Genomic DNA, 24090 nt, shown 5'->3' with positions numbered 1-24090 from the left:
GTTGCTCTCCTTTGGTTGACCTTTGTGAAGGATAGATGTTCGGTTGGGGTTTTGTGGTGGGGTGTCAGGGGGGCTGTGGTGTTTTGCAGGACGCCTTCGCGAGCAAGTCGAATCGTCGCACCGCCGCTCCCACATTTAACCGAGTTCTTCCAGAAAGAATGCGATCGAATGTGGGAGCGGCGGTGCGACGATTCGACTTGCTCGCGAAGGGGCCTTCAGAATCAGCTTAGATTCGGAAACTGCCAACCAACTGCTTCAGCCGCGAAGCCTGCTGCTCGAGGTCCGAGCACGCGCGCAACGTCGATTGCAGGTTTTCCACGCCTTCCTGATTCAGCGTATTGATCTCGGTAATGTCGACGTTGATCGACTCCACCACCGCCGTCTGCTCTTCAGTTGCTGTGGCCACCGACTGGTTCATGCCGTCGATTTCACCGATGCGCAACGTCACGCTGTTCAACCGTTCGCCCGCCAGGTTGGCGATTTCCACGCTGTCCTGACTGTGGCGCTGGCTGTCGCTCATGGTGCTGACGGATTCGCGGGCGCCGACTTGCAGCTCCTCGATCATGGTCTGCACCTGTTGTGCCGATTCCTGGGTGCGGTGCGCCAGGTTGCGCACTTCATCCGCCACCACTGCGAAACCACGGCCGGCTTCACCGGCGCGGGCCGCTTCGATGGCCGCGTTGAGTGCCAGCAGGTTGGTTTGTTGGGAAATGCTGGTGATCACTTCGAGGATCTGGCCGATGTTCACGGTTTTGCTGTTCAGCGATTCGATGTTGGTGCTCGAGGCGCTGAGCATGCTCGACAGCTGATTCATCGCCTTGATGCTGCGGTCCACCACTTGCTGGCCGTCTTCGGCCAGGCTGCGGGCATCGCTGGCCTGACTCGACGCTTGCGCGGCGTTACGGGCGATTTCCTGGGCGGCGGCCCCGAGCTGATTGATCGCGGCGGCGACGCTGCTGGTGCGCGAGGCCTGCTGGTCGGAGTTGAACATCGAGGAGTTCGAGGCGGCCACAACGCGCAACGCCACTTCGTTGACTTGCCCGGTGGCCGAGGACACTTCGCGAATCGAGGTGTGAACACGTTCGACAAAACGGTTGAACGCGGTGCCGAGGATGCCGAATTCATCGTTGTTCTGGATGGTCAGGCGCTTGGTCAGGTCGCCTTCACCGTCGGCGATGTCTTCCATGGCGCGGGTCATGACGTGCAGTGGCTGGATCAGGATGCGGATCAGCATGCCCAGCAGCGCGATGATGATCGCCACGGCAATGATGGTCGCGACCACGGCAGACGCACGGAACGAACTGAGCATCGAGAAGGCTTTGTCCTTGTCCACCGACAGACCGATGTACCAGTTGACCGAAGGCAGGCCTTTGATCGCGGTGAAGGTGACGATGCGGGTCTTGCCGTCGACGTCGACCTCACTGAAGTCGCTGCTGATGCGCGGGGTGTTTTTCGGGAACGCCTCGCTCAGGGACTTCATGACCAGGGCTTTGTCCGGGTGCACCAGGATCTTGCCATCGGCGCTGACCAGGAAGGCATAACCCATGCCGTCGAAATCGCGGGCGCTGAGGGTATCGATCAGGGTTTGCAGGCTCAGGTCGCCGCCCACCACACCGACGCTTTGCCCGGCCTTCTTCGAGGCGGTGGCGATGGAAATGATGGTCTGGCCGGTGGCTGCATCGATATACGGTTCGGTCAGCGTCGCGGTGCTGCTGCTCTCGGCGCCTTTGTACCAGGGGCGAACCCGTGGATCGAAGCCGGCCGGCATCTTGGCGTCGGGGCGAATGGTAAAGCTGCCGGTGGCATCGCCCAGGTAGGACGCCATGAAGGTCGACGTCAGGGCTTTCTGCTCAAGCAGGCTGGCGACGTTGGACTGTTCAGGGTTGATGGCGATGTTTTGCGCGAGGCTATCGATCAGCAGGATTCGACCGGCCAACCAGGTCTGGATGTTGTTGGCGGTGACGTCGCCCATCTCATTGAGGTAGTTGTCCAGGTCTTCGCGGATGGCGTTGCGCTGTAAATAGTCGTTGTACAGGGTGAACGAGGCAAAGGCGGCAATAACAATGAGGGCGGCGGCAAGCAAAATTTTATGGCTGAAGCGCAGGTTTTTGTTCATGGCTTGGGGTTCCGCTAAGGTCTTATTATTCATGGCGTGCTTTTATAAGGGCACGCAAAACGGGCAGGGTGAAAAGCAGCTGATAGTTCTGTCCTGTCCTTAGGGAATACCGACGCTGATTTCTGTGTAATCTCTTTTTTTGTATCGGCCGCGCCGGATCAAAGATTAACCACTAGGTGACCAAATGCCTGACTCATTGCAACTCGTTCTCGGTGCCGATCTTGCCGGCCAGCCCATCGCCCAGGCCATGCGTCTGGCGAACCGTCACGGCCTGGTCGCCGGCGCTACCGGGACCGGTAAAACCGTCACCTTGCAGCGCATGGCCGAAGCGTTCAGCGATGCGGGTGTGGCGGTATTTGCCGCCGACATCAAGGGCGACCTGTGTGGCCTCGGCGCCGGCGGCAACCCCCAAGGCAAGATCGCCGAGCGCATCGCCGGCATGCCGTGGCTGAACCACAAGCCCCAGGCGTATCCCGTGACGCTATGGGACATTCATGGCCAGTCCGGTCATCCATTGCGCACCACCCTGAGTGAAATGGGCCCGTTGTTGCTCGGCAGCCTGCTGGAACTGACCGACAGCCAGCAGTCGGCGCTGTACGCGGCGTTCAAGGTGGCGGACCGCGAAGGGCTGTTGCTGCTGGATCTCAAGGACCTGAAGGCGCTGCTCAATCATTTGCGTGATAACCCCGAATTGCTCGGCGATGACGCCGCGTTGATGACCACCGGTTCCAGTCAGGCGCTGTTGCGGCGGCTGGCGACGCTGGAGCAACAAGGCGCCGAAGCGCTGTTCGGCGAACCGGCGCTGCAACTCGAAGACATTCTGCAACCGACCGCTGACGGTCGCGGGCGCATTCATTTGCTGGATGCCAGTCGTCTGGTTCACGAAGCCCCGAAGGTTTACGCGACGTTCTTGCTGTGGCTACTCGCCGAGTTGTTCGAGCAATTGCCGGAACGCGGTGATGCGGAGAAACCGCTGCTGGCGTTGTTTTTCGACGAGGCCCATTTGCTGTTCGCCGGGACGCCCAAGGCGTTGCAGGATCGACTGGAACAAGTGGTGCGGTTGATTCGCTCGAAAGGCGTGGGCGTGTATTTTGTCACTCAATCACCGGGTGACCTGCCGGATGACGTGCTGGCTCAACTGGGTTTGCGCATCCAGCACGGTTTGCGTGCGTTCACCGCCAAGGAACAAAAATCCCTGCGCGCCGTGGCTGAAGGCTTCCGGCCGAACCCGGCGTTCGATGCCTTGTCGGTGTTGACCGAACTGGGGATCGGCGAGGCGCTGGTCGGGACGCTGGCCGATAAAGGCACGCCGGAGATGGTCCAGCGCGTGTTGATCGCGCCACCACAATCGCGGATCGGGCCGTTGAGCGAGGCCGAACGTGCGGCATTGATCGCCGGTTCGCCGTTGCAGGGGCGTTATGACAAGCCGATTGATCGGGAATCAGCTTATGAAGTGCTGATGGGGCGCAAGGGATTGGCACCTGATCCCGAGGCGCCGCCGGCCAAACCTGCAGCCGAGGAACCAAGCTTTACCGAGCAGGCCGGGGAGTTTCTCGGGACGGCGGCCGGACAGGCGTTGAAGTCGGCGATGCGACAGGCGGCTAATCAGTTGGGCCGACAATTGGTACGCGGGTTGATGGGCTCGCTGCTCGGCGGCAAAAAAAGCCGCTAGCAGACGGACTCGGTCAAAATGTGGGAGCGGGCTTGCTCGCGAATGCGGTGTGTCAGTCAACTTATCTGTTGAATGACACACTGCATTCGCGAGCAAGTCGAATCGTCGCACCGCCGCTCCCACATTTCGTTCTGTGTCAGGTCTTGGGTTTGGCGTGCGCCGCAAGGCGTTCCAGCGCAGCCCGCAGATTCGGATCGCTGATCCCCTCAGCCGTGGCCTGAATGGTCGCGCCCGCGTCCGACGACAAACTGATGGTGTGCCCCGCCGCGCCTTGCTGCACGGTCGGTGGCTGCACCTTGAACAGAATCCGGGTCAGGCTGGCGAATTCGTCAAACATCTGTAACTGGCGTTGCAGACGCTTTTGCTGATAGCGCAGGCGCGTTGCCCAATGGCCGTCGGTGACGATCAGCAACAAACTGCCTTCGCGCCACGACGCCACATGGCAGTGTTCGCGAGCCGCGGGCTGCAATTGGCTTTCGAGCAGACGTTGTAAATGACCCAGGCGTTGAGCGTGGCCAAAAATAGCTTTCAGCGGCTTGGCTTCGCGAAGCAGAACGGCGGGTGCTCTGGCCGTAAGAGGGCGAAATGCCATGATCAGACACCTGAAGTAACAGAGCCGCTATGGTAGCAGAAAGCACCTGGTGCACCTGACCCATTGCTTTGCGCGCGCTTTACCCATTAAATCAACAAGTAACTTCTGCCGTGAACGGCTTGAAGTTCAGCAAAAAGCCCTTATTTTAAGTGAGCCCCGTTACAGCGCAGTGCATGCATCGTGGAATAACGCCACTTTCCTCACCATCGTTTCCGGGTAGAATGCTCGTTCGCATGCGGCCATGAGGGCTGCACGGGCGACTCACGGGGCCGCCCTCCATCCCTTTAGTGTGGAAGATCCTGCCGATATGTTTGCGCCTTTGTTAAAGAAACTTTTTGGAAGCAAGAACGAGCGTGAAGTCAAACGCATGCTCAAGACGGTGCAATTCGTCAATGCCTTCGAAGAGCAAATGGTGGCCCTTTCGGACGATCAATTGCGTGCCAAGACAGACGAGTTCAAGGCCCGCATCGCCAAAGGGGAAACCCTCGACAAGCTGTTGCCAGAAGCCTTTGCGGTCGCCCGCGAAGCCGGCAAGCGTGTCATGGGTATGCGCCACTTCGATGTCCAGCTGATCGGCGGCATGACCTTGCATGAAGGCATGATCGCGGAAATGCGTACCGGTGAAGGCAAGACCCTGGTGGCTACACTGGGCGTTTACCTCAACGCGCTGTCCGGCAAGGGCGTGCACGTTGTGACGGTGAACGACTACCTGGCCCGTCGTGACGCCAACTGGATGCGTCCGCTCTACGAATTCCTCGGCCTGACGGTCGGCGTGGTTACGCCGTTCCAGCCGCCGGAAGAGAAACGTCTGGCCTACGCTGCCGACATTACCTACGGCACCAACAACGAATTCGGTTTCGATTACCTGCGCGACAACATGGCGTTCAGCATGGAAGAAAAATTCCAGCGCGAACTCAATTTTGCCGTGATCGACGAAGTCGACTCCATCCTCATCGACGAAGCCCGTACTCCGCTGATCATTTCCGGTCAGGCCGAGGACAGCTCCAAGCTGTACATCGAGATCAACAAACTGATCCCGCGCCTGGAATTGCACGTCGAAGAAGTTGAAGGCGAAGTCACCAAGGCCGGCCACTACACCGTCGATGAGAAGACCCGTCAGGTCGAACTCAACGAAGCGGGCCATCAATTTGTAGAAGAATCGCTGACCTCTCTCGGCCTGTTGGCTGAAGGCGAAAGCCTGTATTCGGCACACAACCTGGGTCTGCTGACCCACGTTTATGCCGGTTTGCGTGCGCACAAACTGTTCCATCGCAACGTCGAGTACATCGTGCAGGACGGTCAGGTTGTCCTGGTCGACGAACACACCGGTCGTACCATGCCGGGCCGTCGTTTGTCCGAAGGCCTGCACCAGGCTATCGAAGCCAAGGAAAACCTGAACATCCAGGCCGAAAGCCAGACCCTGGCATCGACCACGTTCCAGAACTACTTCCGCCTGTACAACAAGCTGTCCGGCATGACCGGTACGGCCGACACCGAGGCGTTCGAGTTCCATCAGATCTATGGCCTGCAGGTCATGGTCATTCCGCCGAACAAGCCGTTGGCCCGTAAGGACTACAACGACCTGGTGTTCCTGACGGCCGACGAGAAGTACACGGCCATCGTGGCAGACATCAAGGAAAGCATGGCGGCGGGCCGTCCGGTACTGGTAGGTACCGCGACCATCGAAACCTCCGAGCACATGTCCCGCCTGCTCGTGGAACAAGGCATCGAACACAAGGTTCTGAACGCCAAGTTTCACGAAAAGGAAGCCGAGATCATTGCCCAGGCCGGTCGCCCAGGCGCACTGACCATCGCCACCAACATGGCCGGTCGTGGTACCGACATCCTGTTGGGCGGTAACTGGGAAGTGGAAGTGGCGTCCCTGGAAGATCCGACGCCAGAGCAGATTGCCCAGATCAAGGCCGATTGGCAGAAGCGTCACCAGCAAGTGCTCGAATCGGGTGGCTTGCAGGTGATTGCTTCCGAGCGTCACGAATCGCGCCGTATCGACAACCAGCTGCGTGGTCGTGCCGGTCGTCAGGGCGACGCCGGTTCCAGCCGCTTCTACCTGTCGCTGGAAGACAGCCTGATGCGTATCTTCGCCTCTGACCGGGTGAAGAACTTCATGAAGGCCCTGGGCATGCAGCCAGGCGAGGCGATCGAGCACCGCATGGTGACCAACGCCATCGAAAAGGCTCAGCGCAAGGTTGAAGGCCGTAACTTCGACATTCGTAAGCAACTGCTCGAGTTCGACGACGTCAACAACGAACAGCGTAAAGTGATTTATCACATGCGTAACACGTTGCTGGCCGCTGACAACATTGGCGAAACCATCGCCGATTTCCGTCAGGACGTGCTCAACTCTACCGTCAGCGCGCACATTCCACCGCAATCGCTGCCTGAGCAGTGGGACGTGGCCGGTCTGGAAGCTGCGCTGCAGAGCGACTTCGGTGTGGCGCTGCCGATCCAGAAATGGCTCGACGAAGACGATCACCTGTACGAAGAAACCCTGCGCGAGAAGCTGATGCAAGAGCTGATCGCGGCGTACAACGAGAAAGAAGACCAGGCGGGCGCCGAAGCGCTGCGCAGCTTCGAGAAGCAAATCGTGCTGCGCGTGCTGGATGACCTGTGGAAAGATCACCTGTCGACCATGGACCACCTGCGTCACGGCATCCACTTGCGTGGCTATGCCCAGAAGAACCCGAAGCAAGAGTACAAGCGCGAGTCGTTCACGCTGTTCTCCGAGCTGCTGGATTCGATCAAGCGCGACTCGATCCGTGTGCTGTCCCACGTTCAGGTTCGCCGCGAAGATCCGGAAGCCGAAGAGCAACGCCTGCGTCAGGAAGCCGAAGCACTGGCCGCACGCATGCAGTTCCACCACGAAGAAGCACCGGGTCTTGAGCAAGTGGAACCGTTGGGCGAAGAGATTGATGTCGCCCTCGCCGTGGCACCGGTTCGCAACGAGCAGAAGCTGGGCCGTAACGAACTGTGCTACTGCGGTTCGGGCAAGAAATTCAAGCATTGCCACGGGCAGATCCAGTAAAACCCGTTTCAATCGCTGAAATACCCGCGCCGCGACCGGCATCAGCCGTCGCGGCGTTTTGCCATTTAATACCGCCGTTCATCGCATGACGGTGATGACTACATTTTTTGAGGAGCGCATTCATGGCTGTTGGTCTTGGTCCTTTGCCAACGTTGCACCCGGTTGCCGGTTTTGAACTCGGTATCGCCTCGGCCGGCATTAAACGCCCGGGGCGCAAGGATGTCGTGGTCATGCGCTGCGCCGAAGGTTCTACTGTCGCGGGCGTGTTCACGCTGAACGCTTTTTGCGCCGCTCCGGTGATCCTGGCCAAGCAACGCGTGCAAGGCCCGGTGCGTTACCTGTTGACCAACACCGGCAACGCCAACGCCGGTACCGGCGAGCCTGGCCTGGCCGCCGCCGAGCGCACCTGCGCCAAGCTGGCTGAGCTGACGGGTGTCGATGCCAGCCTGGTGCTTCCGTACTCCACCGGCGTGATCGGCGAGCCGCTCCCGGTCGAGAAAATCGAAGGCGCACTGCAAGCGGCCCTCGACGACCTGTCGATCAATAACTGGGAAGCGGCGGCCACCGGCATCATGACCACCGACACGCTGCCCAAGGGTGCGAGCCGCCAGTTCCAGCATGATGGCGTGACCATCACCGTCACCGGCATCAGCAAAGGCGCGGGCATGATCCGTCCGAACATGGCGACCATGCTCGGCTACATCGCCACCGACGCCAAAGTCGCCCGTGACGTGCTGCAAAACCTGCTGCTGGACGGTGCCAACAAGTCGTTCAACCGCATCACCATCGACGGCGACACCTCGACCAACGACTGCTGCATGCTGATCGCCACCGGTCAGGCTGCACTGCCGGAAATCACCCGTGCCGAAGGCGAATTGTTCGCCAAGTTGAAGCAAGCGGTGTTCGAGGTGTGCATGGACGTGGCCCAGGCCATCGTTCGCGACGGCGAAGGCGCGACCAAGTTTGTCACCGTTGAAGTCAATGGCGGCGGCAATCACCAGGAATGCCTGGACGTCGGCTACACCGTGGCGCACTCGCCGCTGATCAAGACGGCGCTGTTCGCTTCCGATCCGAACTGGGGCCGCATCCTGGCAGCCGTTGGCCGTGCCGGCGTACCGAACCTGGACGTGAGCAAGATCGACGTGTTCCTCGGCGAAGTGTGCATTGCCAGCCGTGGCGCACGTGCTGCGACGTACACCGAAGCCCAGGGCGCTGCGGTGATGCAGCAGGAAGAGATCACCATTCGAATCGAGCTGGGCCGCGGCGATTGCAGCGAAACCATCTGGACCACCGATCTTTCCCACGAATACGTGAAGATCAACGCCGAGTACCGTACTTAAGACCGAGTCGCTCCCTTCGCGAGCAAGCCCGCTCCCACATTTGACCGCATTGCAACTGGAGAAACCCGGTCAAGTGTGGGAGCGGGCTTGCTCGCGAAGGCTGACTTCCAGTCACCCCCTAAAGTGGCTTGTTTACTCCATCAAAGGTCCCGAACATGAGCCTCCACCTGATCATCGGCGACAAACTGCTTTCCTCCTGGTCCCTGCGCGGCGCACTGGCCCTCGAGCTGACCGGCGCGACCTACACCGAAGAACTGATCAAGCTGGGTCAACCCGACACCCGCGAACGCCTGCTCAAGCATTCGCCGACCGGCAAAGTCCCGCTGCTGAAAACCGAACACGGCACCATCGCCGATTCCCTGGCGATTGCCGAGTACCTCGCCGAGCAATTCCCCGAGGCTGGCCTCTGGCCAAAAGACACCGCCGCCCGTGCCCAGGCGCGTTCGGCCTGTGCGCAGATGCACGCCGGGTTCTTTGCCATGCGCGGCAACATGCCGTTCGATCTGAGCCGCGATGCACCACTGTCGCCGACCCCGGATGATGTTCAGGCTGATATCCAGCGCATGCTGGCCTTGTGGGCTGAATGCCGTGCAACGGCGACCGACATCGGGCCGTTCCTGTTCGGCGGCGCGACCCTGGCCGATGCGTTCTTCGCCCCGATTGCCGTACGCCTGCGCACCTATCAGGTGAAATTGCCGGCAGCGGACGAGGCCTATGTCGAAGCGATCTACCAATGGCCGGCGTTCAAGGCCTGGCAGAAGGCAGGTCTGGAGGAGGTCGGGCAGTGAAACGAGTCCACGTAGCCGCTGCCGTTATCCGTGATAACAGCGGCAAGATCCTTATCGCCCGCCGTGCCGACACTCAGCACCAGGGCGGTTTGTGGGAGTTTCCCGGTGGCAAGGTCGAAGGTGACGAGTCCGTCGAAACCGCGCTGAGCCGCGAGCTTCAGGAAGAGCTGGGCATTGTGGTCAGCACCGCACGACCGTTGATCAAGGTTCATCACGATTACCCGGACAAGCACGTGTTGCTGGACGTCTGGGAAGTGTCTGCGTTTACCGGCGAACCCCACGGTGCCGAAGGTCAGCCGCTGGAGTGGGTGTCACCACGCGACCTGCTGAACTACGAGTTCCCGGCGGCCAACCAGCCGATCGTCGCGGCTGCACGCTTGCCAGCGGAATACTTGATTACCCCCGAAGACCTGGAAACCCCGGCCCTGCTGCGCGGCATCCAGAAAGCCATCGCCGGCGGGATCAAGCTGATCCAGCTACGGGCGCCCAACGGCTACGATCCGAAGTACCGCGACCTGGCGGTGGACGCGGCAGGGCTGTGTGCCGGCAAGGCGCAGTTGATGATCAAGGGGCCGTTCGAATGGCTCGGTGATTTCCCGTCCGCCGGTTGGCACATCACGTCGGCCCAGTTGCGTAAGTACGCGGCGGCGGGGCGACCACTGCCGGCATCGCGCTGGTTGGCGGCGTCGTGTCATAACGCTGAAGAACTGGCGTTGGCCGAGCAGATGGGCGTGGACTTTGTGACCCTGTCGCCGGTGCAGAAGACCCAGACTCACCCCGAGGCTCAGCCGTTGGGTTGGGAGCAGGCTTCGGCGTTGATTGCGGGGTTCAGCAAGCCGGTGTTCCTGTTGGGCGGTGTTGGCCCGGCGGAACGGCAACAAGCATGGGAAGCCGGGGCGCAGGGCGTGGCGGGGATTCGGGCGTTCTGGCCGGATTCTTTGGCATAGCTACTGGCCCCTTCGCGAGCAAGCCCGCTCCCACATTTGAACTGAGTACACTCGGTCGAAATGTGGGAGCGGGCTTGCTCGCGAAGGCGTCCTGACAGACGCCGGTTAATCCTGAGGCTTCACCGCCGCCTGCCAAAGAATCTCCGCAACCCCCTGCCGCTTGGCAATCACCCGCGCCACCACAAACAACACATCCGACAACCGATTGATATACGCCAACCCAACCCCGGCCAACGGCTCAATCGCGTTCAACTGCTGACACCGCCGCTCCGCACCGCGCGCCAGGCTTCTGCACACATGCGCCTGGGCGATCAGCGCTGAACCACCGGGCAGAATGAAATTCTCCAGCGGCCCCAATTCTTCATTCCAGCGATCAATCGCCGCTTCCAGGCGTTCAATTTCTGCCGTGTCCAACGCTTGATACACCGGCATCGCCAACTCGCCACCCAGGTCGAACAAGCGGTGCTGACAAGGCGCCAATACCTCGATCACCTCGTTCAAGCCCGGAAACGTCACGCTTTCTGCGGCCAACCCGGCCAACAGCACGCCGACCTGGCTGTTCAGCGAATCGACTTCGCCGATGGCCTCGATCCGCGGGTGGTCCTTGGGCACCCGGCGACCATCGCCGAGCCCGGTTTCGCCTTTGTCGCCAGTGCGGGTGTAAATCTTCGACAAGCGAAAGCCCATGGGTTACCTCGATAGCTGATTGAGTTCTTGGGAGATGACCGGCGCGCCCGACAAGGGCAGGCGCAAGGTGAAACAGGTGCCTTGGCCCGGCGTCGACTGCACTTCCATCTGCCCCTTGTGATTGTTGGTGATGATGAAATAGGAGACCGACAGGCCCAAACCCGTGCCCTGGCCGATTTCCTTGGTGGTGAAGAACGGCTCGAACGTGCGTTTGCGCACGTTTTCGCTCATGCCGATGCCATTGTCCTCGACCTGGATTTCCGCCCAGGGCGGATTCAGTTTGGTGCGCAGGATGATCCGCCCCGTTTCGCGGTCGTCCTCACGCTGGTGAATGGCCTGAGCCGCGTTTTTCAACAGGTTGAGCAGCACTTGTTCCAGTTCGTTGGCCGTGCCGGGCACCGGGCCGAGGGCCGGATCGAATTGGCGAATGATCGCCTGACCCTTGAAGTCGAAACCGATCGCGAGGTCGAAGTCGTTACCGGCGATTTCCACCGCTTGATCGATCAGCGCTGGCAGGTCGCACGGGGCCATTTGCCGGGTGCTGCGGCGGCTGAAGCTGAGCATGTGCGTGACAATCTTCGCTGCGCGGGCGCCGGCCTGCTGAATGCCATCGAGCAATTGCGGGACTTCGCGCACCTTCAGGTACTGATTGACGGTTTCCAGTTCGATACCGATGTGCTCGGCCTGTTCCAGGTTTTTCGGCAGATCAGGTGACAGGCGTCGGCGAATGTTCTGCACGTTGTGCAGGATCGCGCCCAGCGGGTTATTGATTTCGTGGGCCATGCCGGCGGCGAGGCCACCGACCGAAAGCATTTTTTCCGACTGCACCATCATTTCTTCCAGGGACAGACGCTGGGTGATGTCGTCGATCCGGATGACCACACCACGCCCGGCACCGCCCATCAGTGGGTAAAAGGTCAGGGCGTAATGCTTGGGCTCATCGTCCTTGAACCACGTGACCCGCTCGATCTTGGCCACGGTGTGCTGCTCGACGGTTTGCTTGAGCTGGGGCAGAAACGGTTTCAGCGGTTCGAAAGCGAGGAAAATCGGCTGGTTCAGCGCTTCATCCAGACGGGTGCCGGACAGGGCGCTGGCCTCCTGATTCCACTGGGTCACGTAAAGCTGCTCGTCGAGGGCGATCAGCGCCGACGGCATGGAGTCGATGATGCTGTTGAGGTAGTTCTGGAAACCGGTGAGCTTCTTCTCGATCTTGCTGCGCACCTGGACTTCGAGTTCCAGCTTGCGATTGGTATGGCGGGTTTCTTCGGCCAGGCCTTGGGCCTGGTCGTAAGCCGCCTGGGAGTCGTCCCGGGCTCGCTTGAGTTGCTGCTCCCGTGCCTCGATCCGCGAGAGCATGGTGTTGAACGCCTCGGCGAGGCTGCCGATTTCGTCGTGGTTGCCACGGGAGGCCCGCAGCGCATAGTTCTCTTCGCGAGTCACTTGCCGGGACAGCTCTTCGAGCTCATGGATGGGGCGCGTAATCAGGCGTTTGATTTGCCGGGCGATCACCAGCCACAGCAGTACGCTGAAGATCAGAATGCCCAGGCTGGCCGTCAGGGTGCCGGTGTAAAACGCCATCGGCAATTCGCTGCTGGCCACCAACAGCAAATGACCGGGCTCGGTGCCAGGGCGGGGCAGGGTGATCAGTTGATTGCTGCGAAACTCGGTCGCTTGCCAGGCCTCAATGTGCTGATAACGCCCCGGCAGGCTCAGCTTGTCGCCATGCTGCAATTGCGCCAGCCGTTCGCCCTTGCCGTCATAAATGGCGGCGGCACGCAGCGGCGAGTAACTGTTGAGTTCGTTGAGCAGGCGTTCGGCGTTTTGCGGTGTCTTCAGGGCGTCGGCCACCAGGCTCGGGTTCGATACCAGTCGGCCAATGGTCTGCAAGGCTTGGGGCGCCATGCTTTCCTGGGAGATGTAATACGCCGCGCTGATGAAGGTCAGGTTGGCGACCAGCAGGATGGTGATCAACAGCACCAGCAGGGCGGCCAGCAGTTTCTGGCCGACGGGAAGGTTTTCGAGGCGCTGGCGCAATGGCATCAGGTTCGTCGCTTAAATGGAACACGTGGCCAGCGTAGCCGCTGCTCAGTCGCTGGGCAATCCAAGGCTGTGCAGATGGCCGATCAGCCGCTGCTGTAATTGATGCAGGTGGGGCAGGTTCAGTTGATGACGCTCGGCCACTTTGCACACATGGCCCAGCAGGTAGGTGATTTCGGTGCGGCGCTGATTCGCGACGTCCTGGTACATCGAGGAGTAATTGGCTGCCGTGGCCTGGATCACCCGCTCGACTTCCTGTTGCAGGTTTTCTGCCGCGTCGGGCTGACCACACCGCTCCAGCAACTCGGTCAATTCACCGCAGAGGGTCGCGACTTCACACTGATGCGCCTGCAATCCGCCATTGCGGCAATGGTGAAGCACCGTCAGGGGATTGATCGCACAGTTAAGCGCCAGTTTCCGCCACAGCCGCGTGAGGATGTCGGTGCTCCATTCATGGGGGATTCCGGCAGCCACCAGATCATCCAGCCAGATCGGCGCAACCGGATGGCCTGCATCCCCCAGCCAGGTGTAACCATGGCCGGCGAACACCACGCGCCAGTCGCCATCGCGAAACGCGCCTTCGGTACTCGATGCACTCACGCAGCGGGCCTGGGGCACCTGCGCCGCCACGGCGTCCTGACTGCCGAGGCCGTTCTGCAGCAGGATCAGCTCGGCGTCGGGTGCCAGGCGTGGCGCCAGTTGAGCGACGGCTTTCTCGGCGTCGTAAGCCTTGCAGGCCACCAACAGGCGGCTGATCGGCTCGCGACTGTCCGGTGTTTCGCCGGGGATGTCATAGGTGTTGGCTGTGCCGTGCTCGACCAGCGTCAAACCACCCGCGGCTTGATACGCCTCTAAGCGCTGCGCATCCCGAACGATCAGCCTGACCGGCAAATCGGCCCGCGCCAGACGTGTGGCCCACAATGTGCCGAGGCTGCCGGCGCCCAATACATGCCAGGTGGTCGACATCAGCTTTTTGCTCGGTTTGAGGCAGGCATGTGAGGCTCGCAGTATCGGTTGGAAAAGACCCGTTATAATGAGCCCGATTTTAACCGCAAGCCAAGCGCGCGCCATTGCAATCGAGCGCGCCTTTTTATTGGAGAGATTACATGCCGTCGTTCGACGTGGTATCCGAACTGGACAAACACGAAGTCACCAACGCGGTCGAAAACGCCGTCAAGGAACTCGATCGCCGTTATGACCTGAAGGGCAAGGGCACCTTCGAGTTCAAGGAAAAGGACCTGACCGTCAACCTGACCGCCGAGGCCGACTTCCAGCTCGAAGCGATGATCGAGATCCTCAAGCTGGCGCTGGTCAAGCGCAAAATCGACGTGCAGTGCCTTGAAGTCAAGGATGCCTACGCGTCGGGCAAGCTGATGAAGCAGGAAGCGGTCCTCAAGGAAGGCATCGACAAGGAACTGGCGAAGAAAATCGTCGCTCACGTCAAAGACGCCAAGCTCAAGGTCCAGGCTGCCATTCAGGGCGAGCAGGTGCGCATTACCGGCAAGAAGCGTGACGATTTGCAGGAAGCCATCGCGGCCCTGCGCGCCAAGACGTTCGATATGCCGCTGCAGTTCAACAACTTCCGCGACTGACCTTCAACTCGGGAACCCTGTGGGAGCGAGCCTGCTCGCGAAAGCGGTGTGTCATTCAATAGTGATGTCCACTGATATGCCCTCTTCGCCGGCAAGCCGGTCTCGCTCCCTCCCGAATTGCACCTAACCCAGGAGAAATTAGATGGATTTGAATACCGAAGTGGACAACCTGGTCAAGGCTTCCCAAGCCTGGATTCCAATGATCATGGAATACGGCAGCCGCGTGTTGCTGGCAGTCATCACCCTTGCCATCGGCTGGTGGCTGATCAACAAAGTGACGCAAAAACTCGGTGGCCTGCTGGCCCTGCGTAATGCTGACCTCGCGCTGCAAGGGTTCATCAGCAGCCTGGCGAACATCATTCTCAAGATTTTGCTGATTGTCAGCGTCGCGTCGATGATCGGCGTGGAAACCACCTCGTTCGTTGCGGCGATCGGTGCGGCGGGTCTGGCCATCGGTCTGGCCTTGCAAGGCAGCCTGGCTAACTTCGCCGGCGGCGTGTTGATTCTGTTGTTCCGTCCGTTTCGCATCGGTGACTGGATCGAAGCCCAGGGTGTTGCCGGTACTGTCGACAGCATTCAGATCTTCCACACCGTACTGCGTACCGGCGATAACAAAACCATCATCGTTCCCAACGGTAACTTGTCGAACGGCATCATCACCAATACCAACCGTCAGCCAACCCGCAAAGTAGTGTTCGATGTGGGTGTGGATTACGAAGCGGACTTGCAGAAGGCCCGTGAAGTGTTGTTGGAACTGGCCAAAGATCCGCGCGTATTGACAGATCCGGCACCTCAGGCAGTAGTTTCTACGCTGGGTGACAGTTCGATCACTCTTTCGCTTCGGGTCTGGGTAAAGACGGCGGATTACTGGGATGTGATGTTCATGTTTAACGAACAGTCCCGTGATCGTTTGAAAACTGCCGGGGTTGATGTTCCTTTGCCACAACGAATGATTCGTGTGGTTCAGGAATCTGTGGTGTAGTGATTGTTTTTTGATCATGTCTGACTCTTTGGTCAGGCATGTTTCTCACGGATTTGATCGTTTTAATGCAGTGTTTGTTACCCACGAAAAAAGGCCCATCCGAAGATGGGCCTTTTTTTGATTACCGCAAACTAACGTTCTGCAATTACAGAATGTTGAGTGGGTAGTCGGTGATCAGGCGGAACTCAGAGATATCGCCTTCGCCTTCGTCTGCGTTGGCGGTGTGCCATGCTTGACGGATGCGGAACGACAGATCTTTAGCCGGGCCCGATTGAATAACGTACTTGGCTTCTACGTTGACTTCGTGGTGTTTACCGTCTGCACCGTACAGACCAGCGTAAGGGCTGCCTGCTGGAGTGTTGGTGCCGTCGATGTCCCAACCTTTCACGTAACGGGTCATGAAGCTCAGACCAGGTACGCCGTATTCGGCCATTTTCAGGTCGTAACGGGCTTGTACCGACTTCTCGCCAGGGGCGTTGAAGTCAGAGTACTGGATGGAGTTGGCGAGGAAGATCGAGTCGCCACCGCGGTTGTTTTTACCCACGCCGATGTAGTCGAACGGGGTATCGCCGTTCACTTTCTGGAAGCCCAGGGTCAGGGTGTGCGCTTTCAGGAACGAGAAAGCAGCAGCCAGGGAGTAGGCGTTGTTGCTGATTTCGCCTGCTTTAGCGTTACCGGTGTCCTTGGTGTTGTAGTAGTTGGCGTCGAAGTTCAACGACTGATCGCCACCCAGTGGGAGGGTGTAGTTACCGTTGGCGTAGTACTGGTTCCAGACGTCTTCGAGCTTGGCACCGTAAAGCGAGAAGCTCAGGTTGTCGGAAACGCCGTATTTGCCGCCGAAGTAGTCAATGGAGTTGGCTTGCACGCCAGCGTAGGTAGCCCACAGGCTGCCGTCACGAGCGTTCTTGTCCTGGCTGGTCGCCGAGTAGAAGTGACCGGCTTCGAGGTCAAGGTCTTTGACTTCGCTGCTCTGCAGTTGGAGACCGCTGGCAGTTTGGTGAAGAATACGCGAACCGCCAACAGCGAACACCGGAGAGGTGCTTGGCTGCATGTCGCCGACTTTCAGCTCGGTCTTGGAGATGCGGAACTTGGCAGCAGCGCCGGCTTTGCCCTGGCTGTTGTTGACTTCGCCATCGTCGTCCACGGACATGTTGCCCGAACCTGCGTATTTGTCGGAACCGTCAAGCTTAATGGCCAGTTGGCCCCAAGCTTCAACGCCAACACCGATCAGGCCTTGGGTGTAGCCAGAGCTGAAGTTGCCCTGAATGCCCTGGGTCCAGTCTTTGTCGTCGACAGCGCCGTCTTTCTTGTTACGGTTGTAGTAGTAGTTACGAACCAGAATGTCGGCCTTCGCGTCTTCAACAAAACCTTTGGCTTCTGCCTGGTCGCTTACGAAAGGTGCGGCTACTGCCAATTGAGTACTGGCTGCTGCTGCAACTGCCAGTGCGATCATGCTCCACTTCATCACGCGCATCGTGATTTGCTCCTTTGGTTTTAGAAGAGTACTGCCGTCCCACCTGTTTTATTATCTGGGCGGCTCTTTCTTTTTGTGTCGGCGCAAACTTATATCACGCCGACCATGTTGGCGATACTTGCGTATCTAACCTTTCAGCTTCTTTACGACCCTGTCGCAAACAGCTTGGTAGATGTCGCAAATTTACAGCCTCAATGCAAGCGGACCGGCAACTTTAACGTTGTTTTCCAGGGCTTGAACATCGGTAAAAAGAGTCCTTGGTGAAACGTTTGAATCTCCATCGGGCAACCCTGCCGCTGTTTTTATTTGCCTTGAGCCCTCCACTTCCAGCAGAGACCTCCAAGGCGATGTGGGTGTGAATGCAACAAGCGTGCACAAAACAGAAATCTGTTGCTGTTTTTTTCTGCCTGCCTGTCTATACGTGTAAAAACCTCATAAAACCGGGCGTTTCAAGCACGTTTTGTTTGGGCTTGACGCCAGGGTTTGCATCGTGTCTCAGCCTGCGGCTCGGTGCCGTGACAACCAAAAACGTTACCGGTTCACCCCGAAAGTGAGTAGATCGCGGATGCTGACCGACTCAGCGTAGACGAGCTGTGCGGTTTTGGTGCAAAAAATCTTAATCGCTGTACCGAATTCATACAGTGTTGTTATTTGTCTGGTTCGAACACATCGTTGCTAATCAGTCATTTCGGCGCTTTGGGTCAGGTCGTTGGTCCTGTAATGGTGCGTTCAGACAAAAAATGTCTCATGGCGGGGCGCGTGTCTGGTCGTGAAGCGAGCGCCGTTCGCAGGTATGCTGCCGTCCTGTCGCTTGGCGCGCCGTCCCTCGGGAGGGGCGCTAAGCTGAAAAATGAGAACCAGGCGGGAGTGCGCACAGTGTTCGCTTTAGATCCACGGCTTCAACAAGACACGCTACCGATCGGGGATTTCCCGCTCTGCCGGTTGCTGTTGTCCAACGACTCGAATTACCCCTGGTTCATCCTGGTGCCTCGGCGCGACGATATCAGCGAGATATTTCAGTTGGGTGTCGCCGAGCAGCAACAGCTCTGGCAGGAGACGACCGCGCTGGCGGAAACGCTCAAGGATGTGTTCGACGCGGACAAACTGAATATTGCAGCGTTGGGTAATGTCGTCAGCCAGTTGCACATGCATGTGATCGTGCGCAAACGCGAGGACGCTGCCTGGCCTGCTCCGGTCTGGGGCAAGGTGGCGGCCAAACCCTATGAGGCGGACCAGATCGCCGCGATTCGCGAACGACTGCGTTTGGTATTAACCGAAGACTTTACGTTTCTGGAGGGTTGAGTCATGAGCCTGGAAGATCGCGTTACCGATCTGGAGAGCCAGTTGGCGTTTCAGGATGACACCATCCAGTCATTGAGTGATGTGCTGGCGACGCAGCAGCGTGCCGTTGAACGCCTGCAGCTGCAAATGGCTGCACTGCTCAAGCGCCAGGAAGAAATGGCCGGGCAGTTCGAAACCTTCGAAGAAGAAGCACCGCCGCCGCATTACTGACTTTTTTGATAAAGAACAGTTAAAAAAAACCGCGAACAGCCAGGCTGTTCGCGGTTTTTTTGAGCCTTTGAATCAGCGACGCGGCAGTGCGGCGATCACATCTTCGGCTTGCAGGCCTTTGTCACGGTTCATCACAGAGAATTCCACGCGCTGGCCTTCGACCAGAACGCGGTGACCTTCGCCACGAATAGCCCGGAAATGCACGAAAATATCATCGCCGGAATCGCGGGAAATAAAGCCGAAGCCCTTGGAGGTGTTGAACCACTTGACGGTGCCGGTATCGCGGTTGCTCATGTCATAGCTTGGCGAGGCGGCGGCCGGTGACGATTTGTAGAAGCTGACGCCCAGGTGCAGTAACACGGCGCTCAGGGCTGCGACCAGGCTGAACAGGACGGCAGGTTGACCGGCGATGACGGGCATCGGCGCGAGCAACGTCAGGATTTGCAGGAGAACGGCCAGCACCAGCAGAACGCTGACCAGGTTTTGCAGTTGGTGACGCGGACCTTTGTTCCAGTAAGGGATAACAGGAGCAAGGGTAAGGTTCAGCAGGCCGAAAAAGGCCAGGTACAGTGCATCGGGTTGTTGCAGGTAAGGGACCGCTTCAGCTCGCAGGCTGGGGATGAAGGACAGCAGCAGGGCCGCTGCGCCCGTTAGCAGGTGGACGATTTTCAACATTTTGATTAACTCACGTTAAGACGGATCACAAGGAAGAGCTGAAGGAATACGGTTCGCTTCGGAACAATAAGAGGCGTTGGGCACGTATTCGGTATCAGCCTATGCGCAGCCCCCGAAAAATAGGCGGTTGCGACACACTGTCTATTTAACAGCAAAGCCTGCAGCTACTCAAATCAGGCAGTCCGGCGGTGCCCGGGAGGTCGATTTGTTCGCGCTCTACCGTTTTGCTTCCTCAAATCTCATTTGCACGCGGTAAAACGCGTCTGATCACGTAGGAAAATGGCCGGCCTAGGACGCTCTCCATGATCCCCCTTCAGCTGTTGGCTTATCCTACGTCGATGGTCATAAAGTCATCTGGATATACCTTTGCGCCTGCGCTTTTATAAGGCAACACAACAAATGTGGCTCTTATAGAAGGCAACGATGACAAAGGAGTGTCAGCGATATGGTTTACGAAGACAGGTCTGGCGAGGGGAGGGATATCAGGGTTGATCCGTTCGTCAGTGAATTTGATATGGGGTTGGCCCGGCCGTTATCCCGTTCGGTGCGTCTGAATGGTTTTGCGACCTGCTTGCGGCTTGAGCAGGTCTACTGGGATATTTTGGGCGATATGGCCAAGGTCAATTGCTGTTCCGTCAGTGCACTGCTGTCCCATGTGGACCGCGAAGTGCATTTGCGTCACGGCGGGGTCAAGAACTTCACCGGGCTGGTGCGGGTTGTCTGCGTCGTGCGCAGCTTGAAGGAAGGTGGCTGCATTGCGACACCTTAGCTGCAGCGGCGTAACGGACTGAGTGTCAGTCTGTGCAGTCTTACGGCTGCACAGGCTGCATTTAATGGATATAATCCCGCTCTTTGCCGCAAAACCCAGCGTGTGCGGTAGCAATCTGATCGCCGAGACAACCCCCATGCCGATGTACGACTATCAATGTGCTTCCTGTGGTCATCAGTTGGAAGCCATTCAAAAGATCAGCGCAGCACCGCTGGTCGACTGCCCTGCCTGCCAGGCGCCAGAGCTGAAAAAGATGCTGTCCATGCCAGGTTTCCGCCTCAGCGGCACCGGCTGGTACGAAACCGATTTCAAGACCGGCTCGAAGAAGAACCTGGCCGGCGGCGACAAAGCTGACTAGGGTCTAGGGCCTGAGTAGAACCACACGTGCGAGCGCTTGCATCATCGGGCACCTTTATAAAGGGCAGGATGTGCAGGGCTCCGACCGAATTTCGAATTACGAGAAGCGAAACCACTACCATGATGCGCAGCCATTATTGCGGCCAACTGAACGAAAGCCTGGAAGGCCAGGAAATTACTCTTTGCGGTTGGGTACACCGTCGCCGTGACCACGGTGGGGTGATTTTCCTCGATATCCGTGATCGTGATGGTCTGGCCCAGGTGGTGTTCGACCCGGACCGCGCTGAATCCTTCGCCGCCGCCGATCGCGTGCGCAGCGAATACGTCGTGAAAATCACCGGCAAGGTTCGCCTGCGTCCGGCCGGCGCTACCAACGCCAACATGGCGTCGGGCATGATCGAAGTCCTCGGTTACGAACTGGAAGTGCTGAACGAATCGGAAACCCCGCCGTTCCCGCTGAACGAGTTCTCCGATGTTGGCGAAGAGACCCGTCTGCGCTATCGCTTCCTTGACCTGCGTCGCCCGGAAATGGCCGAGAAGCTGCGTCTGCGTTCGCGCATGACCACCAGCATCCGTCGCTTCCTGGATGAGAACGGCTTCCTCGACGTCGAGACGCCGATCCTGACCCGCGCCACCCCGGAAGGTGCTCGCGACTACCTGGTGCCGAGCCGTACCCACGCCGGTTCGTTCTTCGCCTTGCCGCAATCGCCACAGCTGTTCAAGCAACTGCTGATGGTGGCTGGCTTCGACCGTTACTACCAGATCGCCAAGTGCTTCCGTGACGAAGACCTGCGGGCTGATCGCCAGCCGGAATTCACCCAGATCGACATCGAGACCAGCTTCCTCGATGAAAACGAGATCATGGGCATCACCGAAAAAATGATCCGCAACCTGTTCAAGGAAGTGCTGGACCTGGAATTCGGCGACTTCCCGCACATGACCTTCACAGAAGCCATGCGTCGTTACGGTTCCGACAAGCCGGACCTGCGTAACCCGCTGGAGCTGGTTGACGTTGAAGATCAACTGAAAGAAGTCGACTTCAAGGTGTTCAGCGGCCCGGCCAACGACCCGAAATGCCGTATTGCCGCGTTGCGCGTTCCAGGCGCTGCGAGCATGCCGCGCAAGCAAATCGACGACTACACCAAGTTCGTCGGCATCTACGGTGCCAAGGGCCTGGCGTACATCAAGGTCAACGAGCGCGCCAAAGGCGTTGAAGGTCTGCAATCGCCGATCGTCAAGAACATCCCTGAAGCCAACCTCAATGTGATCCTCGATCGCGTTGGCGCAGTCGACGGCGACATCGTGTTCTTTGGCGCCGACAAGGCCAAGATCGTCAGCGAAGCGCTGGGTGCACTGCGGATCAAGGTCGGTAACGACCTGAACCTGCTGACCTGCAAATGGGCGCCAATGTGGGTCGTCGACTTCCCGATGTTCGAAGAGAACGACGACGGCAGCTTCACCGCCTTGCACCACCCGTTCACCGCGCCGAAGTGCACCCCGGAAGAACTGGAAGCCAACCCGGCGACTGCTCTGTCCCGTGCCTACGACATGGTGCTGAACGGCACTGAACTGGGTGGCGGTTCGATCCGTATCCACCGCAAGGAAATGCAGCAGACCGTATTCCGCCTGCTGGGCATCAACGAAGCGGAACAGGAAGAGAAATTCGGCTTCCTGCTCGACGCCCTGAAGTACGGCGCGCCGCCACACGGTGGCCTGGCCTTCGGTCTGGACCGTCTGGTCATGCTGATGACCGGCGCCCAGTCGATCCGTGAAGTGATCGCCTTCCCGAAAACCCAGAGCGCGGCGGATGTCATGACTCAGGCACCGGGCCAGGTGGATGCCAAGGCATTGCGCGAACTGCACATTCGTCTGCGCGAAACGCCAAAGGCTGAGTAAGGCTGACCGCAAAGGCGCATCCTTTTGGGTGCGCCTTTTCTTTAGGTCGAGATTTTTTGGTTGCTGGCCGACACTGAGTGTGGCGGGCAATGTTTCAAAGAGAATTCGGAGCGAGTTATGGCGGGTCATTCCAAGTGGGCGAACATCAAGCACCGCAAAGAACGTCAGGATGCCAAGAAGGGCAAGATTTTCACCAAGTGGATTCGTGAGCTGACCGTTGCTGCCCGTCAGGGTGGCGGTGATCCGGGCTCCAACCCGCGCCTGCGTCTGGCGCTGGACAAGGCCCTTGGCGCGAACATGAGCCGCGACATCATTGATCGCGCCGTTGCGCGCGGTGCCGGCGCTGCCGACACCGACGACATGGTCGAGCTGAGCTACGAAGGCTACGGCCCGGGTGGCGTGGCGGTGATGGTCGAGTGCATGACCGACAACCGTAATCGCACCGCCGCCGCTGTTCGCCATGCATTCAGTAAATGTGGCGGCAACCTCGGTACCGACGGTTCCGTGGCTTATCTGTTCGAGCGCAAAGGGCAGATTTCCTTCGCGCCAGGCGTTGATGAAGACGCGCTGATGGAAGCGGCGATGGAAGCCGACGCCGATGACGTGGTCACTCACGAAGACGGTTCCATTGATGTGTTCACCTCGTTCGCCGGGTTCTATTCCGTGCGCAATGCGCTGGAAGCGGCCGGTTTCAAGGGTGACGACGCTGAAATCGTCATGCTGCCGACCACCAGCGCCGAACTGGACCTGGAAGGCGCCGAGAAGGTACTCAAGCTGATCGACATGCTTGAAGACCTGGATGATGTGCAGAACGTCTATTCCAATGCTGACATTCCTGAGTCGGTAGCCGCGCAGCTAAGCTGAGGGCAACCAGGATCCCTTGTGGGAGCGGGCTTGCTCGCGAAAGCGGATTTTCAGGCAACATAGTTGCTGAATGTAAAACCGTATTCGCGAGCAAGCCCGCTCCCACATTAGATATTCGCTTCATTGAATACACTGCTCATCCTTGACCGCAGGCGTTATGACATTAATTCTTGGTATCGACCCCGGTTCGCGTATTACCGGTTATGGCGTGGTGCGCGATACCGGGCGTGGCTGTGTGTATGTGGCCTCGGGCTGCATTCGTACCGGCTCGGGAGAATTGCATGAACGTCTGCAAATCGTTTATCGCGGCGTGCGTGAAATCATCCAGACATACGGCCCGGTCACCATGGGCATCGAAAAAGTGTTCATGGCGCGCAATGCCGACTCTGCACTGAAACTGGGTCAGGCGCGCGGTGCGGCCATCGTTGCCGGTGCCGAAGAAAGCCTGGAAATCGCCGAGTACACCGCGACCCAGGTCAAGCAGGCAGTGACCGGCACCGGTGCGGCGAATAAAGAACAGGTGCAAATGATGGTCATGCACATGCTGAAATTGACCAGCAAGCCGCAAATCGACGCCTCTGACGCCCTGGCCATCGCCATTTGCCATGCTCACACCCGTTCCAGTCTGTTGCCCCATGGCCTGGGGACGGCACGCAGTCGTGGCGGGCGCCTGCGTCTCTGATAGCATCAGCAATCATTTTTTATGGAATGAGGGTTTTCGTGTCTGTGTTGTCGACGCGAACCCTT

The 24090-nt window shown here is 58.8% G+C and carries 22 protein-coding genes and 1 pseudogene; 14 read left to right on the top strand and 9 right to left on the bottom strand.

The window, feature by feature from the left end:
- Nucleotides 1-226 precede the first annotated feature (226 nt).
- Complete coding sequence (locus tag BK660_RS33785; RefSeq protein ID WP_430539927.1) at nucleotides 227-991, bottom strand: methyl-accepting chemotaxis protein; 765 nt, start codon at nucleotides 989-991, stop codon at nucleotides 227-229.
- A 93-nt stretch (nucleotides 992-1084) separates the two neighbouring features.
- Nucleotides 1085-2116: pseudogene (locus BK660_RS33780) on the bottom strand (HAMP domain-containing protein); the annotation flags it as partial.
- Nucleotides 2117-2300: 184 nt separating this feature from the next.
- Here BK660_RS33780 and BK660_RS08730 point away from each other — a divergent pair.
- Nucleotides 2301-3788, top strand: a complete 1488-nt coding sequence (locus tag BK660_RS08730) for a helicase HerA-like domain-containing protein (protein WP_123432966.1) — start codon at nucleotides 2301-2303, stop codon at nucleotides 3786-3788.
- 136 nt (nucleotides 3789-3924) lie between these two features.
- Here BK660_RS08730 and BK660_RS08720 read toward each other — a convergent pair whose 3' ends face one another.
- The gene (locus BK660_RS08720) at nucleotides 3925-4380 is read right to left on the bottom strand and encodes a DUF721 domain-containing protein (protein ID WP_123432965.1); all 456 of its coding nucleotides are present in this window, start codon (nucleotides 4378-4380) and stop codon (nucleotides 3925-3927) included.
- Between the two features lie 307 nt (nucleotides 4381-4687).
- On the opposite strand from BK660_RS08720, the gene secA reads away from it, so the two are divergent.
- Nucleotides 4688-7423 carry a preprotein translocase subunit SecA gene (secA, locus tag BK660_RS08715; protein ID WP_123432964.1) on the top strand — a complete coding sequence of 912 codons (2736 nt, stop codon included), beginning with the start codon at nucleotides 4688-4690 and terminating at the stop codon, nucleotides 7421-7423.
- Here secA and BK660_RS32575 read toward each other — a convergent pair.
- Nucleotides 7395-7547: a hypothetical protein gene (locus tag BK660_RS32575; protein ID WP_185045018.1), complete on the bottom strand. Its 153-nt coding sequence runs from the start codon at nucleotides 7545-7547 to the stop codon at nucleotides 7395-7397. The two genes, secA and BK660_RS32575, sit on opposite strands and share 29 nt — an antisense overlap.
- On the opposite strand from BK660_RS32575, the gene argJ reads away from it, so the two are divergent.
- The 3 genes from argJ (at nucleotide 7546) to BK660_RS08700 (ending at nucleotide 10498) form a co-directional block, all read left to right on the top strand.
- Entirely contained in the window at nucleotides 7546-8763 is a 1218-nt protein-coding gene (gene argJ, locus BK660_RS08710; protein WP_123432963.1) for a bifunctional glutamate N-acetyltransferase/amino-acid acetyltransferase ArgJ, read from the top strand. The genes BK660_RS32575 and argJ overlap by 2 nt on opposite strands.
- Before the next feature lie 155 nt (nucleotides 8764-8918).
- Nucleotides 8919-9551 carry a glutathione S-transferase family protein gene (locus BK660_RS08705; protein WP_123432962.1) on the top strand — a complete coding sequence of 211 codons (633 nt, stop codon included), beginning with the start codon at nucleotides 8919-8921 and terminating at the stop codon, nucleotides 9549-9551.
- Nucleotides 9548-10498, top strand: a complete 951-nt coding sequence (locus BK660_RS08700; RefSeq protein ID WP_123432961.1) for a Nudix family hydrolase — start codon at nucleotides 9548-9550, stop codon at nucleotides 10496-10498. The genes BK660_RS08705 and BK660_RS08700 overlap by 4 nt, the downstream gene beginning before the upstream one ends.
- A 105-nt stretch (nucleotides 10499-10603) precedes the next feature.
- Here the strand turns inward: BK660_RS08700 and BK660_RS08695 are convergent, their stop codons facing one another.
- Genes BK660_RS08695 through BK660_RS08685 form a run of 3 tightly spaced genes read right to left on the bottom strand, consistent with a single transcriptional unit; the run spans nucleotide 10604 to nucleotide 14188 of the window.
- Nucleotides 10604-11185, bottom strand: a complete 582-nt coding sequence (locus BK660_RS08695; RefSeq protein WP_123432960.1) for a cob(I)yrinic acid a,c-diamide adenosyltransferase — start codon at nucleotides 11183-11185, stop codon at nucleotides 10604-10606.
- 3 nt (nucleotides 11186-11188) lie between these two features.
- Complete coding sequence (locus BK660_RS08690; RefSeq protein WP_123432959.1) at nucleotides 11189-13225, bottom strand: ATP-binding protein; 2037 nt, start codon at nucleotides 13223-13225, stop codon at nucleotides 11189-11191.
- A gap of 45 nt (nucleotides 13226-13270) precedes the next feature.
- Nucleotides 13271-14188, bottom strand: a complete 918-nt coding sequence (locus tag BK660_RS08685) for a putative 2-dehydropantoate 2-reductase (RefSeq protein WP_123432958.1) — start codon at nucleotides 14186-14188, stop codon at nucleotides 13271-13273.
- 140 nt (nucleotides 14189-14328) lie between these two features.
- Between BK660_RS08685 and BK660_RS08680 the strand changes: the two genes are divergently transcribed.
- Both BK660_RS08680 and BK660_RS08675 read left to right on the top strand, forming a co-directional pair.
- The gene (locus BK660_RS08680; protein WP_007906601.1) at nucleotides 14329-14814 is read left to right on the top strand and encodes a YajQ family cyclic di-GMP-binding protein; all 486 of its coding nucleotides are present in this window, start codon (nucleotides 14329-14331) and stop codon (nucleotides 14812-14814) included.
- Between the two features lie 142 nt (nucleotides 14815-14956).
- Complete coding sequence (locus BK660_RS08675; RefSeq protein WP_123432957.1) at nucleotides 14957-15796, top strand: mechanosensitive ion channel family protein; 840 nt, start codon at nucleotides 14957-14959, stop codon at nucleotides 15794-15796.
- A gap of 145 nt (nucleotides 15797-15941) precedes the next feature.
- Here BK660_RS08675 and BK660_RS08670 read toward each other — a convergent pair whose 3' ends face one another.
- Nucleotides 15942-17270, bottom strand: a complete 1329-nt coding sequence (locus BK660_RS08670) for an OprD family porin (protein ID WP_123432956.1) — start codon at nucleotides 17268-17270, stop codon at nucleotides 15942-15944.
- A gap of 876 nt (nucleotides 17271-18146) precedes the next feature.
- Between BK660_RS08670 and BK660_RS08665 the strand changes: the two genes are divergently transcribed.
- The gene (locus tag BK660_RS08665) at nucleotides 18147-18572 is read left to right on the top strand and encodes an HIT family protein (protein WP_123432955.1); all 426 of its coding nucleotides are present in this window, start codon (nucleotides 18147-18149) and stop codon (nucleotides 18570-18572) included.
- A gap of 3 nt (nucleotides 18573-18575) precedes the next feature.
- A complete protein-coding gene (locus BK660_RS08660; protein WP_010457497.1) occupies nucleotides 18576-18782 on the top strand; it encodes a SlyX family protein in 207 nt (68 codons plus the stop codon).
- Nucleotides 18783-18854: 72 nt separating this feature from the next.
- Here BK660_RS08660 and BK660_RS33435 read toward each other — a convergent pair whose 3' ends face one another.
- Complete coding sequence (locus BK660_RS33435) at nucleotides 18855-19457, bottom strand: cold-shock protein (protein ID WP_123432954.1); 603 nt, start codon at nucleotides 19455-19457, stop codon at nucleotides 18855-18857.
- Nucleotides 19458-19902: 445 nt separating this feature from the next.
- On the opposite strand from BK660_RS33435, the gene BK660_RS08650 reads away from it, so the two are divergent.
- From BK660_RS08650 to ruvC, 5 genes are all read left to right on the top strand, one after another.
- On the top strand, nucleotides 19903-20226 hold the full coding sequence (locus BK660_RS08650; protein WP_123432953.1) for a ribbon-helix-helix domain-containing protein: 324 nt from the start codon (nucleotides 19903-19905) through the stop codon (nucleotides 20224-20226).
- A gap of 136 nt (nucleotides 20227-20362) precedes the next feature.
- Complete coding sequence (locus BK660_RS08645; RefSeq protein WP_010457489.1) at nucleotides 20363-20584, top strand: FmdB family zinc ribbon protein; 222 nt, start codon at nucleotides 20363-20365, stop codon at nucleotides 20582-20584.
- 119 nt (nucleotides 20585-20703) lie between these two features.
- Nucleotides 20704-22479: an aspartate--tRNA ligase gene (gene aspS / locus BK660_RS08640; RefSeq protein WP_123432952.1), complete on the top strand. Its 1776-nt coding sequence runs from the start codon at nucleotides 20704-20706 to the stop codon at nucleotides 22477-22479.
- Nucleotides 22480-22596: 117 nt separating this feature from the next.
- On the top strand, nucleotides 22597-23343 hold the full coding sequence (locus BK660_RS08635; protein ID WP_123432951.1) for a YebC/PmpR family DNA-binding transcriptional regulator: 747 nt from the start codon (nucleotides 22597-22599) through the stop codon (nucleotides 23341-23343).
- A 157-nt stretch (nucleotides 23344-23500) separates the two neighbouring features.
- Complete coding sequence (ruvC, locus tag BK660_RS08630; RefSeq protein ID WP_007945844.1) at nucleotides 23501-24025, top strand: crossover junction endodeoxyribonuclease RuvC; 525 nt, start codon at nucleotides 23501-23503, stop codon at nucleotides 24023-24025.
- Nucleotides 24026-24090 lie beyond the last annotated feature (65 nt).

The organism is Pseudomonas brassicacearum, from assembly GCF_003732265.1.
Classification (GTDB): domain Bacteria; phylum Pseudomonadota; class Gammaproteobacteria; order Pseudomonadales; family Pseudomonadaceae; genus Aquipseudomonas; species Aquipseudomonas brassicacearum_D.
The sequence above is the reverse complement of the archived record's forward strand: the minus strand, read 5'-3'. Positions and strand labels throughout refer to the sequence as shown.

Coding starts and splice junctions, on each gene's coding strand:
- BK660_RS33785 (WP_430539927.1), bottom strand. CDS start 991: ATGTTCAACTCCGACCAGCAGGCCTCGCGCACCAGCAGCGTCGCCGCC.
- BK660_RS08730 (WP_123432966.1), top strand. CDS start 2,301: ATGCCTGACTCATTGCAACTCGTTCTCGGTGCCGATCTTGCCGGCCAG.
- BK660_RS08720 (WP_123432965.1), bottom strand. CDS start 4,380: ATGGCATTTCGCCCTCTTACGGCCAGAGCACCCGCCGTTCTGCTTCGC.
- secA (WP_123432964.1), top strand. CDS start 4,688: ATGTTTGCGCCTTTGTTAAAGAAACTTTTTGGAAGCAAGAACGAGCGT.
- argJ (WP_123432963.1), top strand. CDS start 7,546: ATGGCTGTTGGTCTTGGTCCTTTGCCAACGTTGCACCCGGTTGCCGGT.
- BK660_RS32575 (WP_185045018.1), bottom strand. CDS start 7,547: ATGAATGCGCTCCTCAAAAAATGTAGTCATCACCGTCATGCGATGAAC.
- BK660_RS08705 (WP_123432962.1), top strand. CDS start 8,919: ATGAGCCTCCACCTGATCATCGGCGACAAACTGCTTTCCTCCTGGTCC.
- BK660_RS08695 (WP_123432960.1), bottom strand. CDS start 11,185: ATGGGCTTTCGCTTGTCGAAGATTTACACCCGCACTGGCGACAAAGGC.
- BK660_RS08690 (WP_123432959.1), bottom strand. CDS start 13,225: ATGCCATTGCGCCAGCGCCTCGAAAACCTTCCCGTCGGCCAGAAACTG.
- BK660_RS08685 (WP_123432958.1), bottom strand. CDS start 14,188: ATGTCGACCACCTGGCATGTATTGGGCGCCGGCAGCCTCGGCACATTG.
- BK660_RS08680 (WP_007906601.1), top strand. CDS start 14,329: ATGCCGTCGTTCGACGTGGTATCCGAACTGGACAAACACGAAGTCACC.
- BK660_RS08675 (WP_123432957.1), top strand. CDS start 14,957: ATGGATTTGAATACCGAAGTGGACAACCTGGTCAAGGCTTCCCAAGCC.
- BK660_RS08670 (WP_123432956.1), bottom strand. CDS start 17,270: ATGCGCGTGATGAAGTGGAGCATGATCGCACTGGCAGTTGCAGCAGCA.
- BK660_RS08660 (WP_010457497.1), top strand. CDS start 18,576: ATGAGCCTGGAAGATCGCGTTACCGATCTGGAGAGCCAGTTGGCGTTT.
- BK660_RS33435 (WP_123432954.1), bottom strand. CDS start 19,457: ATGTTGAAAATCGTCCACCTGCTAACGGGCGCAGCGGCCCTGCTGCTG.
- BK660_RS08650 (WP_123432953.1), top strand. CDS start 19,903: ATGGTTTACGAAGACAGGTCTGGCGAGGGGAGGGATATCAGGGTTGAT.
- BK660_RS08645 (WP_010457489.1), top strand. CDS start 20,363: ATGCCGATGTACGACTATCAATGTGCTTCCTGTGGTCATCAGTTGGAA.
- aspS (WP_123432952.1), top strand. CDS start 20,704: ATGATGCGCAGCCATTATTGCGGCCAACTGAACGAAAGCCTGGAAGGC.
- BK660_RS08635 (WP_123432951.1), top strand. CDS start 22,597: ATGGCGGGTCATTCCAAGTGGGCGAACATCAAGCACCGCAAAGAACGT.
- ruvC (WP_007945844.1), top strand. CDS start 23,501: ATGACATTAATTCTTGGTATCGACCCCGGTTCGCGTATTACCGGTTAT.